At 66.5% G+C, this 15,954-nt stretch carries 12 protein-coding genes and 1 pseudogene; 9 read left to right on the plus strand and 4 right to left on the minus strand.

The genetic code is table 11. The features are described 5' to 3' along the window. Window positions 1-123: 123 nt before the first annotated feature. The 3 genes from ACE026_RS08390 to grxC all read right to left on the minus strand — a co-directional run bounded on the left by ACE026_RS08390 (window position 124) and on the right by grxC (window position 2,228). Window positions 124-1,131 carry an isocitrate dehydrogenase gene (locus ACE026_RS08390; protein ID WP_121042973.1) on the minus strand — a complete coding sequence of 336 codons (1,008 nt, stop codon included), beginning with the start codon at window positions 1,129-1,131 and terminating at the stop codon, window positions 124-126. 408 nt (window positions 1,132-1,539) lie between these two features. Next, window positions 1,540-1,932 (minus strand): carboxymuconolactone decarboxylase family protein, encoded by a 393-nt coding sequence (locus tag ACE026_RS08395; RefSeq protein WP_486038661.1) that lies wholly within the window; start codon window positions 1,930-1,932, stop codon window positions 1,540-1,542. After that, on the minus strand, window positions 1,929-2,228 hold the full coding sequence (gene grxC, locus ACE026_RS08400; RefSeq protein WP_019185813.1) for a glutaredoxin 3: 300 nt from the start codon (window positions 2,226-2,228) through the stop codon (window positions 1,929-1,931). Before grxC ends, ACE026_RS08395 begins: the two co-directional genes overlap by 4 nt. 141 nt (window positions 2,229-2,369) lie before the next feature. Here grxC and ACE026_RS08405 point away from each other — a divergent pair, with 141 nt between their 5' ends. The 9 genes from ACE026_RS08405 to lpxH all read left to right on the plus strand — a co-directional run bounded on the left by ACE026_RS08405 (window position 2,370) and on the right by lpxH (window position 15,715). Then, complete coding sequence (locus ACE026_RS08405) at window positions 2,370-4,010, plus strand: M48 family metalloprotease (RefSeq protein ID WP_486038662.1); 1,641 nt, start codon at window positions 2,370-2,372, stop codon at window positions 4,008-4,010. Between the two features lie 122 nt (window positions 4,011-4,132). Beyond that, the gene (phoB, locus tag ACE026_RS08410) at window positions 4,133-4,822 is read left to right on the plus strand and encodes a phosphate regulon transcriptional regulator PhoB (RefSeq protein ID WP_486038663.1); all 690 of its coding nucleotides are present in this window, start codon (window positions 4,133-4,135) and stop codon (window positions 4,820-4,822) included. Window positions 4,823-4,920: 98 nt separating this feature from the next. After that, on the plus strand, window positions 4,921-6,261 hold the full coding sequence (phoR, locus tag ACE026_RS08415) for a phosphate regulon sensor histidine kinase PhoR (protein WP_486038664.1): 1,341 nt from the start codon (window positions 4,921-4,923) through the stop codon (window positions 6,259-6,261). Further along, window positions 6,258-8,339 carry a polyphosphate kinase 1 gene (gene ppk1 / locus ACE026_RS08420; protein ID WP_486038665.1) on the plus strand — a complete coding sequence of 694 codons (2,082 nt, stop codon included), beginning with the start codon at window positions 6,258-6,260 and terminating at the stop codon, window positions 8,337-8,339. Before phoR ends, ppk1 begins: the two co-directional genes overlap by 4 nt. 76 nt (window positions 8,340-8,415) lie before the next feature. After that, window positions 8,416-9,942 (plus strand): exopolyphosphatase, encoded by a 1,527-nt coding sequence (gene ppx, locus ACE026_RS08425; protein WP_313209572.1) that lies wholly within the window; start codon window positions 8,416-8,418, stop codon window positions 9,940-9,942. A gap of 229 nt (window positions 9,943-10,171) precedes the next feature. Further along, window positions 10,172-13,081 carry a TonB-dependent receptor plug domain-containing protein gene (locus ACE026_RS08430; protein ID WP_486038666.1) on the plus strand — a complete coding sequence of 970 codons (2,910 nt, stop codon included), beginning with the start codon at window positions 10,172-10,174 and terminating at the stop codon, window positions 13,079-13,081. Window positions 13,082-13,228: 147 nt separating this feature from the next. Next, on the plus strand, window positions 13,229-14,368 hold the full coding sequence (locus tag ACE026_RS08435) for a glycosyltransferase family 4 protein (RefSeq protein WP_486038667.1): 1,140 nt from the start codon (window positions 13,229-13,231) through the stop codon (window positions 14,366-14,368). Beyond that, on the plus strand, window positions 14,349-14,882 hold the full coding sequence (locus ACE026_RS08440; protein ID WP_313209580.1) for a phosphatase PAP2 family protein: 534 nt from the start codon (window positions 14,349-14,351) through the stop codon (window positions 14,880-14,882). Before ACE026_RS08435 ends, ACE026_RS08440 begins: the two co-directional genes overlap by 20 nt. An 89-nt stretch (window positions 14,883-14,971) precedes the next feature. After that, window positions 14,972-15,715 carry a UDP-2,3-diacylglucosamine diphosphatase gene (gene lpxH / locus ACE026_RS08445; RefSeq protein WP_486038668.1) on the plus strand — a complete coding sequence of 248 codons (744 nt, stop codon included), beginning with the start codon at window positions 14,972-14,974 and terminating at the stop codon, window positions 15,713-15,715. A gap of 43 nt (window positions 15,716-15,758) precedes the next feature. Here the strand turns inward: lpxH and ACE026_RS08450 are convergent. Continuing rightward, window positions 15,759-15,954: pseudogene (locus ACE026_RS08450) on the minus strand (peptidyl-Asp metalloendopeptidase); the annotation flags it as partial.

Here is a 15,954-nt window from a genome sequence, read left to right on the forward strand (position 1 = left end):
GTGCATTTTTCGCACAGATTGCCACCCTCCTCCCTTGGGCTCGCCATCGAACCCGCCATCGAACCGGCAACAAAAAAGCGGGACGCCGAAGCGCCCCGCTTTCTGGACAATCGACCCGCGCGCTTACAGGCGGCTGGCGATGGCCTGGGCAAAGCCCATGGTGTTGCCGGTGCCACCCAGGTCGCCGGTCAGCGAATCCTTGGCTTCCAGCGTGGCCACGATGGCCTTGCGCAGGCGCTCGGCGTTCTCGACCTGGCCGACGTGGTCCAGCATCTGCGCAGCGGCCAGCAGCAGCGCGCACGGATTGGCCTTGCCCTGGCCGGCGATGTCCGGCGCGGTGCCGTGCACGGCTTCGAAGATCGCCGCGTTCTCACCGATGTTGGCGCCCGGGGCCAGGCCCAGGCCACCGACCAGACCGGCACACAGGTCGGAGATGATGTCGCCGAACAGGTTGGTGGTCACGATCACGTCGAACTGTTCCGGACGCATCACCAGCTGCATGCAGCAGTTGTCGACGATCATTTCCTGGAACTCGATGTCCGGGTACTTGGCCGCCACTTCGCGCGCCACGGCCAGGAACAGGCCCGAGGTCGACTTGATGATGTTGGCCTTGTGCACGGCGGTGACCTTCTTGCGGCCGGTGCTGCGGGCCAGCTCGAAGGCGTAGCGCACGATGCGCTCGGAGCCCTTGCGGGTGATGCGGGTGCCGGAGAAGGCGGTCTCGCCATCGGCCGACACTTCCTGGCCTTCGGCCAGGTAGGCGCCTTCGGTGTTCTCACGGACGGTGATCAGGTCCACGCCATCGCCGAAACGCGACTTGGTGTTCGGGAAGGACACCGCCGGGCGCACGTTGGCGTACAGGTCGAAGTGGCGACGCAGGCTGACGTTGATCGAGGTGAAGCCACCACCGACCGGCGTGGTCAGCGGGCTCTTCAGCGCGATCTTGTTGCGTGCGATCGACTCCAGCGTGGAGGCCGGCATCAGATCGCCGTGCTTTTCCAGCGCGACCAGGCCCGCGTCGGCGTCTTCGTATTCAAAGCCGGTGTCCAGCTTGCCGAGCACGAACAGGGTAGCGTCCATGATCTCCGGGCCGATGCCGTCACCGCGGATGACCGTGATTTTCTGCGTCATTGATGTGTATTCCGAACCGAGGGGGAGCGCCATCCGTGAGGTGCGCAAAGCGCGGGCGCAAGGGAAGTTTCATCGGCAATTATGCCTTAGCCGGGGCAGACGTCCCAACTAGACCATTGGCGCAGCCCGGCAAAGGCACAATTGCCCGCGCATTCCTCCTCTACCCCCGCCTGTCGGCGCGCCCCTGCAAACCGCGAAGCGGTTTGCCCGCGCATTCCTCCTCTACCCCGCGCCTGTCGGCGCGCCCCTTCAACAGAAGGGGCTTTCCTCCAGAGGCATTGCTATCCGGGTTGCTGAACGGGGTCTCGCACCTGAACGGTGCGCCACCGGAAGCGCCGACATCGCTGGGGCGCCGAAGCAGCCGACCAACGGTCGGCTCTACCGCGGCGGGGCCATCACGGCCCCGGCTCAATGCTCGTGAACGGCCGGCGCTTCGGCGCCACCTTCGAGCTGATCCAGGAAATCCACGGCGCGGCGCAGGTGCGGGATCACGATCGAGCCGCCGACCACCAGGCCGACCGAGAAGGTCTCGAAGAACTCCTCGCGGGTCACGCCGGCGTCCTTGCACTGGGCCACGTGGTAGCTGATGCAGTCATCGCAGCGCAGCACCATCGAGGCGACCAGGCCCAGAAGTTCCTTGGTCTTCACATCCAGCGCGCCGGCCTGGTAGGTCTGGGTGTCCAGCGCGAAGAAGCGGCGCACGACCTGGTTGGGTTCACCCAGGATGCGCTGGTTCATGCGCTGGCGGAACTCGGTGAATTCGGCGATGCGGTCCTTGCTGCCGTCGTCGGCCGTGCTCATGCCGGGTCCTGCCCGGCCAGCAGCGGCTCCAGCTTGCCGGCACGGTGCAGCGCCATCATGTCGTCGTAGCCGCCCACATGGACCTCGCCCACGAAGATCTGCGGCACGCTGGTGCGGCGGGTCTTGGCCATCATCTTCTCGCGCTCGACCGGGTCCAGATCGATCCGGACCTCGGTCCAGTCGCGCCCCTTGCTCTTCAGGAAGTTCTTGGCGGCCACGCAGTACGGGCACACCGCGGTCGAGTAGATGGTGATGGCGGGTGCGCCACCGGGGGTGGAAACAGCATCTTGGCTCACGGGAAACTCCACAGCGGAACGTTGGTCTGTATATGGTAGCGGTCCGCTGGATTTTCCACGTCACCACCGCAACACTGTGGTTTAACTGCAGGTTGCACTGGCCCTGTCACGCTGTCGTCCGTCTTCCCCCAGGAGCTCCGTTTGCGCCCCTTGCTGCTCTCTGCCGCGTTGACCCTGGCCTTGGCCGTGCCGCTGGCCGGGGCCCAGGAAAGCAAGCTGCCGGACATCGGGTCCTCGGCCGGCGAACTGCTGACCCCGGCACGGCAGGCCGAGTACGGCGGGATGATGCTGCGCGAACTGCGCAACTACGGCTATCTGCTCGATGACCCGCTGGTAGATGACTGGCTGCAGACCATGGGCGCCCGGTTGGGCTCCAACAGTGCCCAGCCGCGTCAGTCCTACACCTTCTTCATGCTCAAGGACCGGCAGATCAACGCCTTTGCCACTCTCGGCGGCTATATCGGGGTCAACGCGGGCCTGGTGCTGACTGCCGAGCGCGAGGACGAAGTGGCCGCGGTGCTGTCCCACGAAATCGCCCACGTCACCCAGCAGCACGTGCTGCGCGGTGTCGAACGTGCCCAGCGCGACCAGATCCCGATCCTGCTCGGTATGCTGGCCGCGATCGTGGCCGCGCAGCAGGCCGGCGGCAATTCCTCCGGTGATGCCACCATGGCCGCGATCACCTCGGGCATGGGCCTGATGCAGCAGCGCCAGATCAATTACACCCGCTCCAACGAATCCGAGGCCGACCGCCTGGGCATCCGCACGCTCGCCCGCAGCGGCTACGACGTGGATGCGATGGCCGGTTTCTTCGAACGCATGTCGGCCTCGATGCGGGGCAACCAGGGCGGTTACAGCGTCCCGGATTTCCTGCAGACCCACCCGGTCACCACCACCCGCATCAGCGAGGCCAAGGCCCGCGCCGAGCAGATGAAGAAGGACACGGTGCTGCTCACCACCGAGGTGCCCGGCGGGGTCCGCCAGGAGCGGGTGAACCCGTCCGATCCGGCCCTCTCCGATCCGCTGGTGCGGCGGAGCAATCCGCTGCTGCCGGCCTCGATGCAGATTTCGGTCAACGCGCTCAGCCGCGGCAGCACGGGCCAGTTCGAGTGGGCACGCGAGCGCCTGCGCGTGCTCAGTGCCGATACCCCTGGCGATGTCATCCGGGAATACGAAAGCCTGCAGCGCGCACAGAAGAACGGGCTGACCGAGCCGCAACGCTACGGGCTGGCCCTGGGGCGGCTGCGCAACAGTGCCGCCGCGCAGGCCACCCGGGACCTGGGCGAGTTGCTGCGCGACCACCCGGACAATGTCTGGGTGGCGCTGGCGCTGGGCGAGGCCGAGTCCCGCAGCGGCCAGCCGGTGCAGGCCAACGCCCGGTTCGAAACCCTGATGCGCCAGCACCCCGGCAGCCGCCCGGTCGCGTTGACCTATGCGGCCATCCTCAATGAACAGGGCGGGCGCGAGGCCGGCCAGCGCGCGCAGGCGATGCTGCGCCCGATGCTGTCGCAAAGCGGCAATGATCCGGTCTTCCAGCAGCGCTTCGCCCGCGCCAGCGAACTGGCTGGCGACACCACCCGGGCCAGCGAGGCCTACGCCGAAGCCGCGTACCTGAGTGGCCGCCCGGAGCAGGCGCTGATCCAGCTGCAGGCCTTGAAGCGGCAGCCGAACCTGGATTATGTCGGCCGTGCCCGGGTCGATGCCCGGATCGAGAGCATCACCCCCACGGTGCTGGAAATGCGCCGGCAGGGAATCGACGACCCGGAACTGGACCGCCGCTGAGGCGCGCCCGGATGACGGTGGGATGGCGGCCGACGACGGTAACGGCCCCCTCGTCACAAACCTGTCATGAAACCGTAGTCTACTGGGCTCAATCCCGATCTGATGAGCAATACGGTGGGCACGTGCAGAAACGCATCCTGATCGTCGATGACGAACCCGCGATCCGCGAAATGGTCGCCTTTGCCCTGCGCAAGGGCGATTACGACCCGATCCATGCCGGCGACGCGCGCGAGGCGCAGACCGCCATCGCCGATCGCGTCCCGGACCTTATCCTGCTGGACTGGATGCTCCCGGGCACCAGCGGCCTGGATCTGGCCCGGCGCTGGCGCAAAGAAGCCCTGACCCGCGAAGTGCCGATCATCATGCTCACCGCGCGCGGGGAAGAGAACGACCGCGTCGGTGGCCTGGAAGCGGGTGTGGACGACTACGTGGTCAAGCCGTTCTCGGCACGCGAACTGCTGGCCCGCATCCGTGCGGTCATGCGCCGCGCCCGCGACGATGACGAAGATGGCAGCGGCGCGGTCGGTACGATCCGCATCGATGGTGCCGCGCACCGCGTCTTCGCCGGCGACCAGCCGGTGCCGATCGGTCCGACCGAATACCGCCTGCTGCATTTCTTCATGACCCACCCTGAGCGCGTGTACACCCGCGCCCAGTTGCTGGATCACGTGTGGGGCGGCAGCGTGTATGTGGAGGAGCGCACCATCGACGTGCACATCCGCCGCCTGCGCAAGACGCTGGAGCCGTTCGCCGCGGAGAACATGGTGCAGACCGTGCGCGGCGCCGGCTACCGGTTCTCGACGTCCACCTGAGTCTCGTCGGGCCGGCCCCGGGCGCGCATGCCCGGTTCCGGCCACTCCTGCTATAACCTTGGATCGAGTCCGAGGACCGCACTTTCTGCGAGACCGCAATGCCCCGCCACATCCGTTCTGCCTGGTTGAAAACGCTGGCCACCCTCGCCGCCCTGCTGCTCGCGGCCGGCGTGCTGGGCCTGGCAGTCGGACATGTGTGGATGTGCATCGCACTGGCCTCCATCGGCGCACTGGCCTGGCATTACTGGCGGCTGCGCCGGGTGCTGCGTGGCCTCACCGCGCGCCATCGCTGGGACATGGGTGACGGCACCGGTGTATGGAACGAGCTGGACCGCCTGCTTTACCGCAACCAGTGGGAAATGCGCACGCGCAAGCGTCGCCTGCTGGACATGCTGCGCAGTTATCGCGCTGCTGCGGCCGCGCTGCCGGATGCGGTGGTGGTGGTCGACCGCAACAGCCAGCGCGTGCAGTGGTTCAACGAAGCGGCGACCTCGCTGCTCGGTCTGCACCACCCGGGCGACCTGGGCGAAGCGCTGGTTGAACGCCTGCAGCCGATGCCGCTGGCGCACTGGCTGGCCGGAGGCCGCAATGCCGAACCGATCCTGGATGTGCCCTCCCCGGTCGATCCGGCGATCCGCCTCAACCTGCGCCTGATTCCCTACTCGCCCGATTACTGGCTGCTGATCGCGCGTGATGTCAGCAAGCTGCTGCGGCTGGAACAGGTACGCCGTGACTTCGTCGCCAACGTCTCGCATGAGCTGCGCACGCCGCTGACCGTGGTGCATGGCTACCTGGACATGATGGACCCGGAGGACTTCCCCGGCACCGGCCCGATGCTGGAGGAGATGCGCAAGCAATCCCAGCGCATGGCGCAGCTGGTCGAAGACCTGCTCACCCTGTCGCGGCTGGAATCGCAGGAGCACACCGAAGCCGAAGCCGTGGCGATGACGCCGATGCTGGCCACCCTGCGTCGCGAGGCCGAAGCGCACAGCCAGGGCCGTCACCAGATCAGCATCATCGATACCGCCGGTGTAGATCTGCAGGGCTCCAACAAGGAACTGCACAGCGCGTTCTCCAACCTGGTCACCAACGCGGTGCGCTACACCCCGGCCGGTGGCCGCGTGGAAGTGGAGTTCGCGCGCGAAGGCGAAGGTGTCGTGCTGTCGGTACGCGATACCGGTTACGGTATCCCGGCCAACCATCTGCCGCGCCTGACCGAACGTTTCTACCGCGTCTCCAGCAGCCGCTCGCGCGAAAGCGGCGGCACCGGGCTGGGGCTGTCGATCGTCAAACACATTCTCGGCCTGCACCACGCCCGCCTGGAGATCCAGAGCGAGGTGGGTAAAGGCAGCACGTTCTCGTGCCATTTCGATGCCGACCAGGTGCGTGCGCGCAACGAGGTCGTCTCCCTTCCTTCTTCTGAAGACTTTTCCGCATGAGCACTCCTGTTCCCGTCGCCGTGCCTGTGGACGGCGATCCGCTGCGCGATCCGGCGCTGTACATCAACCGCGAGCTGTCGCAGCTGGATTTCAACTTCCGCGTGCTGGCCCAGGCCATGGACCCGCAGGTGCCGCTGCTGGAGCGCCTGCGCTTCATGTGCATCTCCTGCACCAACCTGGACGAGTTCTTCGAGATCCGCGCGGCCGCGGTGCGCCATGCGCAGGAGTTCGGCTTGCCGCCTGCGCCGGACGGCATGACCCCGCAGGCGATCCTCAACGCCATCCATGACCGTGCCGCGCAGCTGGTGGACCAGCAGTACCGTTGCTGGAACGAGACCCTGCGCCCGGCACTGCATGAAGCCGGCATCGACGTGCTCGGCCGGCACTCCTGGAACCATCGCCAGAAGCGCTGGCTGCGGGCGTATTTCCGCAACGAGATCATGCCGGTGCTGTCCCCGCTCGGCCTGGATCCGTCGCACCCGTTCCCCAAGATCCTCAACAAGTCGTTGAACATCGTGGTGGTGCTCAAGGGCACCGACGCGTTCGGTCGCGCTGGGCATCTGGCGATCGTGCGTGCACCGCGTTCACTGCCGCGCATCATCCAGCTGCCGGAAAAACTCGGCGGCCCGCAGACCTTCGTGTTCCTGTCCTCGGTGCTGTCCACATTCGTCGATGAGATGTTCCCGGGCATGGAAGTCCAGGGCGCGTATCAGTTCCGCGTGACCCGCAATTCCGAACTGGTGGTGGACGAGGAAGAAGTCGAGAACCTGGCGCTGGCGCTGCGCGATGAGCTGGTCGACCGTGGCTATCGCCCGGCCGTGCGGCTGGAGATCGCCCAGGATTGCCCGCGCGACATCGTGCGCACTCTGCTGCAGAACTTCGGGCTGACCGAAAACGCGGTCTACCGCATCGACGGCCCGGTCAACCTCAACCGCGTGGTCCAGCTGTATGACGTGATCCAGCGGCCGGACCTGAAGTACCCCTCGCTGAGCCCGCGCGTCCTGCGCGACAGCGATGGCATCTTCGAGATCGTCGCGCGCCGGGATGTGCTCCTGCACCACCCCTTCGATGCGTTCACTGCCGTGCTGGACGTGATCAAGCAGGCGGCAGTCGACCCGAACGTGCTGGCGATCAAGCAGACCCTGTACCGCACCGGCAAGGATTCGCTGATCGTCGATGCACTGATCCAGGCCGCACGCAACGGCAAGGACGTCACCGTGGTAGTCGAGCTGCGCGCGCGCTTCGATGAAGAAGCCAACCTCGGCCTGGCCGACCGCCTGCAGGAAGCCGGCGTGCAGGTCGTCTACGGTGTGGTCGGTTTCAAGACCCACGCGAAAATGCTGCTGATCGTGCGCCGCGAAGGCCGCAAGCTGCGCCGCTACGTGCATCTGGGCACCGGCAACTATCACAGCGGTACTGCGCGGGCCTACACCGACCTGAGCCTGATCACCGCCGATCCGGACATCGGCAACGATGTGCACCTGCTGTTCCAGCAGCTGTCCGGGCTGGCCCCGCGGATGAAGCTCAAGCGCCTGCTGCAGTCGCCCTTCACCCTGCACCCGGGTCTGCTGCAACGGATCGAGCGCGAAACGCGCCTGGCCGCCAGTGGCCGGCCGGGGCGGATCATCGCCAAGATGAACGCCCTCAACGAACCCCAGATGATCCGTGCCCTGTACGCGGCCTCGCAGGCGGGCGTACAGATCGACCTGATCGTGCGCGGCGCCTGCACGCTGCGACCCGGCGTTCCTGGCGTGTCGGACACCATCCGGGTGCGCTCGATCGTGGGCCGCTTCCTGGAACACAGCCGGGTCTACTGGTTCGGCAATGACGGCGCCTCGGAGCTGTTCTGCGCCAGCGCGGACTGGCTGGAGCGCAACCTGCTGCGCCGGGTCGAGACCTGCTTCCCGATCCTGGACCCGGAACTGGCGCGCAAGGTCTACCGCGACGTGCTGCAGAACTACCTGGACGACAACCTCAACGCCTGGGAACTGCAGGCCGACGGCAGCTACATCAAGTGCACGCCGGGGCACGACGAGCCCCCGCATTCGGCGCAGATGGCTCTGCTGCAGGGTCTGTAGCCTGCGACCCCGCGTCGCATCCCCTGTGAAGGCGGTGCGGTGACGCGGGGCCCCTGCCTTCGGCTAACATTCGCCCATGCCGCATACCTCCACGACTCCGCCCGCTTTGCAGGATGGCGACCTGCTCGCCGCCATCGACCTGGGATCCAACAGTTTCCACATGGTCATCGCGCGATACACCCTCGGGCAGTTGCGGGTGGTCGACCGCCTGCGCGAGACCGTGCGCATGGCCGATGGCCTGGATGGCAAAGGCGGCCTGTCCGCCGAGGCCCGTCAGCGCGCGCTGGAATGCCTGGCCCGGTTCGGCCAGCGCATCCGTGCGATCCCCTCGGTACGCGTCCGCGCGCTGGCCACCAACACGGTGCGCCAGCTGCGCTCGCCGCAGGCCTTCCTGATGCCGGCTGAAACCGCGCTCGGGCATGCGATCGAAGTGGTCAGCGGCCGCGAAGAGGCGCGTCTGATCTACCTGGGCGTGGCCCATGCGCAGCCGCCCAAGGCGGACCAGCGCCGGCTGGTGATCGACATCGGCGGCGGCTCCACGGAATTCATCATCGGCCAGGGCATGCAGACCCTGGAGCGCGAAAGCCTGCAGGCCGGCTGCATCGCCAGCACGCGCCGTTTCTTCCCCGGCGGCAAGCTGAGCAAGAAGCGCTGGAAGGACGCCCTGACCGAAATCGGCGCGGAGTTCCAGCAGTTCGCCAACAAGTACCGCGCATTGGGCTGGCACGAAGCACTGGGGTCCTCCGGGACGCACAAGGCGATCAGCGAAATCTGCGCCACCATGAAACTGAGCAAGGGCGCGATCACCGCCGAAGCCTTGCCGCAACTGCGCGATGAGCTGCTCAAGGCCAAGCGCATCGAGGATATCGATCTGCCGGGCCTCTCCGCGGATCGTCGCCCGATCATCGCCGGTGGCATCCTGGTGCTCGAAGCCGCCTTCCAGGCACTTGGGCTGCAGAAGCTGCTGGTCAGCAAGGCCGCGATGCGCGAGGGCATTCTCTACGACATCCTCGGCCGTGCCAGCGAGAACGACCTGCGCGACGAATCGGTCGCGGCACTGACCCAGCGTTACGGCATCGACACCGTCCAGGCTGATCGCGTGGAAAGCACGGCGATGAACCTGCTCGCCCAGGTCGAAGAAAGCTGGCAGCTGGATCCGGACGATGCCCGCATGCTCGGCTGGTCCGCGCGGCTGCACGAGCTCGGCCTGATGATCGCGCACAGCGGCTACCACGTGCATGGCAGCTACGTGCTGGAGAACTCGGACATCGCCGGTTTCTCGCGGCAGGAACAGCAGCTGCTGGCCGCGCTGGTGCGCAGCCATCGCCGCAACATTTCCAAGTCCGCCTTCGATGCACTGCCCGAACGTCTCCTGCAGCCGGCACGGCGCATGACCGCGCTGCTGCGCCTAGCGGTCCTGCTCAACCGCGCGCACGAAGACACACCGATGCCCGCACTGGAACTGACCGCCGACGACGCACGCTTGTCGCTGATCCTGCCGCAGGCGTACATCGATGCGCGTCCGCTGCTGCGCGCGGACCTGATCGGCGAAACCGAGGGCATGGCTGGCCTGGGTGTGCAGTTCCGACCCTTCGTCGCCTGACGTTTTTACCTGCTTCGTAGCGTGCATCTGCAGCAATTTCCAGACTGAATTCGCAGAACGCCGAACCCGTGAATTATTTGTGAGAACACCCTCACATCTCCCTCATGGAAACTTAACCAATCGATCTACTCTCGGGACACCGGCCTTCACACGGCTGGATTTTTGAGGAAGGCGGTACTTGGGTCCGCCGACCTCTTGGACGTCGTTCCGATAAGAGAGAGAGTCGATCATGTCTTCATCCACCACCCCGTTGGGGCAGGCGATCCGCCTTGCCCTCGTGGCCGGCACCGCTGGCCTGGCCTCCACCGCCGTCCTCGCCCAGGACGCCACCCCGACCACCCTGGACCGCATCGAGATCACCGGGTCGCGCATCCGCCAGGTTGATGTCGAATCCGCGCAGCCGGTGCTCGCGATCAGTCGCGCCGATATCGAACGCCAGGGCTTCAGCTCGGTCGCTGACATCCTGCAGAACCTGACGGCCGTCGGCAGCCCGGCACTGAGCCGTTCCAACGTGCTCAGTGCCGGCGAGACCGCTGGCGGCACCTATATCGACATGCGCAACCTGGGCGCGCAGCGCACCCTGGTGCTGATCAACGGCAAGCGCCTGGGCATCACCACCAGCGGCTACCAGGACATCTCCAGCGTGCCGGTCTCGGCGGTCGAACGCATGGAAGTACTGAAGGACGGTGCCTCGGCGATCTACGGTTCCGACGCCATGGCCGGCGTGATCAACATCATCACCCGCAGCAACGTCAGCGGCGTCACTGCCAACGTCTACCACGGCCAGTACAGCCAGGGCGATGGCGCCCGCGACAGCATCGACGTGGTGGCCGGCTGGTCCAACGACCGCGCCTCGCTGACCTTCTCGGCCGAGCACACCGAAGAAAAGGGCGTGTGGGCACGCGATCGCTGGTTCAGCCAATTCCCGAACACCACCCGCCACTCGGGCGACAACTGGACCCAGATCAGCCAGTGGGGCCAGATCAACGGCCTGAAGGGCCCGGGCTGTACCGCCACGGCAGGCTGCAACTACTCGCTGGATCGCGGTACCGACCCGACCAACCCGGCCAACTACCATCTCAGCGACCTGACCCCGTTCACCGGCGATGTCAGCAACGCACAGGAGCAGATGCACCTGATCACGCCGCTCAAGCGCGATTCGCTGTTCCTGGATGGCCGGTTGGAGTTGACCGATGACATCCGCCTGACCACGCAGCTGGGCTACAACCAGCGCACGTCCACCCGTCAGGTGGCCGGCTATCCGCTGCAGTCCGCTACCGCCGGCATCGGGCCGATGTCGGCCGACAGCTGGTTCAACCCGTTCGGCAATCACCATGGGTACGAGAACCCCACCGACATCGCCTGGAATCGCCGCACCTGGGAGGTCCCGCGGGTCAGCACCAGCGAGCTGACCACCTGGCGCGCCGTGGCTGCGCTGGAAGGCAGCTTCGAGGTCGGCGAGCGCTACTTCGATTGGGAAGTGGGCTATCAATACAACCGCAGCGAACTGCTGCAGACCTCCACCGGCAACCTCAACAAGGAACGCGTCAAGAACGCGGTCGGCCCGTCTTACTACAACGAGGCGACCGGCAAGGTGGAATGCGGCGTTCCCGGCGCGCCGATTGCCGGCTGCATGCCCTGGAATCCGCTGGTGCCCTACGGCAGCAATGACCCCAATGGCCTGACCGGCAACCAGGCGCTGATCGACTCCCTGTTCCCGCCGGAAATCTCCCGCGGCAAGACCACTACCCGCAACGCGTTCGCCAGCATCGCCGGTACGGTCATGACGCTGCCCGCCGGCGATCTGGGCTTCGCCTTCGGCGTGGAAACCCGCAAGGAGGCCGGTGAGTTCATTCCCGATCCGCTGGCCCAGAGCGGCGCCACCACCAATCTGGCCGCCGGCCCGACCGGCGGCGGCTACAAGGTCAACGAGGCCTACCTCGAGCTCAGCGTGCCGATCCTGGCCGACCTGCCCGGTGCGCGTGAGCTGAGCCTGAGCGCGGCCACCCGCCACTCGGACTACAACACCTTCGGCACCACCCTCAACAGCAAGTTCGGCTTCAAGTGGAAGCCGATCGAGCAGCTGCTGGTGCGTGGCACCTGGGCGCAGGGCTTCCGTGCGCCGACCATCTCCGATCTGTACGGCGGTGGCTCGGAGACGTTTACCACCAACTACCGCGATCCCTGCGATACCGTGTACGGTGCCTCGGCCAGCAGTGCCGAGGTACGCGCACGGTGCGCTGCCGCCATCGCCAACGCCGACACCTACCGCCAGCTGCGCCAGGGCGGCGTGCCGATCACCAGCAGCAGCGCCCAGACCCCGGTGCCGTTCACCAACGGCTCCAACCCGGATCTGCAGCCGGAAACCTCCACGAGCCGTACCCTGGGTCTGGTCTGGAGCCCTGGCTTCGTGCCCAACCTCAACGTGGCGCTGGACTGGTGGAAGATCCGCATCGACAACACCATCGTCAACGATCATCCCAACGACATGCTGCGCGACTGCTATGAGCAGGGCATCGCTTCGCGCTGCAGTGGCTTCACGCGCGATCCGGTGACCGGCATCGTCGACACGTTGAAATACGGCAAGCGCAACTCGGGCTTCCTGGAGACGGAAGGCTACGATCTGGAGCTGAGCCACCATCTGGATACGGACTACGGCAAGTTGACCACCGGGTGGTCGACCACCTATGTCAGCTCCTACCTGGAGCGCACCACCAACGACGCTGACGTGGCCCCCGAACCGAGAAACGGCATCGGCAGCGGCTTCCGGGTGCGCTCCAACCTGACCCTGGGCTGGGACGTGGGCGACTTCGGGGTGAGCTGGACCGCGCGCTATTACTCCGGGGTCAAGGAACGCTGCCTCAACGCGAAGACCCGGCCGGACGAGTGCTCCGACCCCGGTGTGCAGGCGCCGTGGTTCGCCGGTACGCGTGACTACAATCAGCGTGGTTCGGTGACCTTCCACGACGTCCAGTTCCGTTACAACCTGCCGTGGGATGCGACCGTCTCGGTCGGTGCCAACAACGTGTTCGAGAAGTACGGCCCAATCATGTACAGCCAGCCGAACTCCAACTTCTCCTACTACGGTGGCTACGACATCGGGCGTTTCATGTACATGAAATATCAGCAGCGCTTCTGATCGCCGCCGGGTAACAACGATTGATCGCCACGGCCCTTCGGGGCCGTGGCTTTTTACTGCCGGTGCGCGCGTCATCCCAACGTCATACGGCGGTCATGTCGGCTACATCGCCCGGCCCCAGCATGCGTGGCATACCGGAGGCCCGCCATGCGCTATGCCATCGTCACCGAAACCTACCCCCCTGAAGTCAACGGCGTTGCCCTGACCGTACAGGGCCTGGAACTGGGTCTGCGTGCCGCCGGCCATCAGGTCGATCTGGTCCGGCCCCGGCAACCCTCCGATGCCGAGGCGGTGGACGGCACGGTGCTGGTCACCGGCGCCAACCTGCCGCGCTACCCCGGCCTGCGCTTCGGTCTGCCCGCACCCTCCCGCCTGGCCCGCCAGTGGCAACACCAGCGGCCGGACGCGATCTACATCGCCACCGAAGGCCCGCTGGGCTGGTCGGCACTGCGCACCGCACGACGCCTCGGAATCCCGGTCGCCACCGGCTTCCATACCCGCTTCGATGAGTACCTGCCCGACTACGGCGTGGCCTGGCTGCAGGCCGCCGCGCTGCGCTGGATGCGCCGCTTCCACAACCAGGCCGATGCCACCCTGGTGCCGACCCAGGAGCTGCAGCAGTTCCTCGGCGAGCAGGGCTTTGATCGTGTGCGCCTGCTGGCGCGCGCCGTGGACAGCAGTCAGTTCGAGCCCGAGCGCCGTGACCCGGCACTGCGCGAGGAATGGGGCATCGATGGCAACGGCTTCGCGGCGATCTATGTCGGCCGCATCGCACCGGAAAAAAACCTCGGTCTGGCGGTCAAAGCGTTCCGCCGCCTGCAGCAGGTGCGGCCGAAGGCGCGGTTCGTGTTCGTCGGCGATGGGCCATCACGCGCCAAGCTGGCCCACGACAATCCGGACTTCATCTTCTGCGGCGTGCAGCGCGGCGATGCGCTGGCGCGGCACTTCGCCAGCGGCGATCTGTTCCTGTTCCCCAGCCGCAGCGAGACCTTCGGCAACGTCACCCTTGAAGCCATGGCCAGCGGTCTGGCCACGGTCGCCTTCGATTACGGCGCTGCCCGCGAGTACCTGCGCACCGATGAGAACGGCATTGCCGTGAATGACGACAGCGAGTTTGTGACCGCCGCCGTGCAGTTGGCCGGCGACGACGCCCTGCGCCACCGGCTCGGCCGCACTGCCGCCACTGCGATGAAGCGGCTGCATCCGCAGCATGTGGTGGCCGAGTTCGATGCGCTGCTGGCCGAACTGGCCCAGGCCCGGAGGCCGCATGCCGACCACGCCGCTTGATGCCCTTCGCGGCCGCGAAACCCGCTGGTGCCGCCGCGCCAACCACTACTGCCGGCACCGCCGGATCCGCCATGCCTTCGCGGTGATCAGCCGCTTGGGCGATGGCGCGTTCTGGTACGCGCTGATGGGCGCGCTGGTGCTGCTGGACGGCTTGGATGGCCTGCGTGCTTCGTTGCACATGGCCGCCACCGGCTTGATGGCACTGCTGCTGTATAAGGGCCTCAAGCGCTGGACGCGCCGCCCGCGGCCATTTGCCGCCGACCTGCGCATCCGCGCCTGGGTGGCGCCGCTGGACGAGTTCAGTTTCCCTTCCGGGCACACTCTGCACGCGGTGTCCTTCACGATCGTGGCACTGGCCTACTACCCGTGGCTGGCCCCGTTGCTGGTGCCCTTCACCGTGCTGATCGGCCTGTCGCGGGTGGTGCTGGGCCTGCACTACCCCAGCGATGTGCTGGCCGCGACCGGCATCGCCGCACTGCTGGCCGCCGCCAGCCTGCAATGGCTGCCGTTGTAGCCAGGATCGCCGCGCCTCCTGTTGACTCGGCAAGGACGATTCACTCTGTAGCGATGCCTCGCCCCGTGATCCCGTTTTACAATGGGTCCATGACCACGCTGTTCATCTCCGATCTGCACCTGGACCCGAGTCGTCCAGCCATCACCGACCTGTTCCTGGCCTTCCTGCGCGATGAAGCGATGCAGGCCGACGCCCTGTACATCCTGGGCGATCTGTTCGAAGCCTGGATCGGCGATGACACGCCCTCCCCGGCCGCCGATGCGGTGGCAGTCGCGCTGCATGCCGTGGCCGATGCCGGCGTGCCGGTGTACTTCATCCGCGGCAACCGCGATTTCCTGGTCGGCGATGACTACGCGCGCCGCGCAGGATTTACGATCCTGCCCGACCCGAGTGTGATTGATCTGTATGGCCGCCCGGTGCTGCTGCAGCACGGCGATCTGCTGTGCACCGACGATATCGCCTACCAGCAGTTCCGCACGCAGACCCGCGACCCGGTGTTCCAGGCGCAGTTCCTGTCGCAGCCACTGGCCGCACGCATCGCCTTCGCACAGAAGGCGCGCGATGCCAGCCAGGCGCGCCAGTCGGAAATGAAACAGGGCGACCGTGCCCAGTTCGAAACCGTCACCGATGTCGCACCTGCGGAAGTGGATGCCACGTTCGGCCGCTATGGCGTGGACACGATGATCCACGGCCACACCCACCGCCCGGCCATCCACACGCTGCAGACCGGCGGGCGCGACTGCACCCGCATCGTACTGGGCGACTGGTACGAGCAGGGTTCGGTACTGCGCGTCACGCCCGAAGGTTGGACGCTGGACGCCCTGGCGAACTGAACCGCCCCCGCGACGGCGCAGTGGCCGCCGCGGGAAACGCAGATCAGCGGAACGCGGCCACGGCTGCCTTGGTGTTGACCAGTACGCGCTGGTTGTCGGCGCTGCTGGCGATGCCCGTCGGGATTCCGTTGTAGCTGATGTTCGGGTTGGACCAGTAGTTCAACCGCCGTCCCAATGCACCGCGGCGAACGCGGTGGCCGCGGTGGAACCGATACCCGAGGCACGTTGCTGCCGTCGGC

The organism is Stenotrophomonas sp. AGC87 (genome assembly GCF_057333975.1).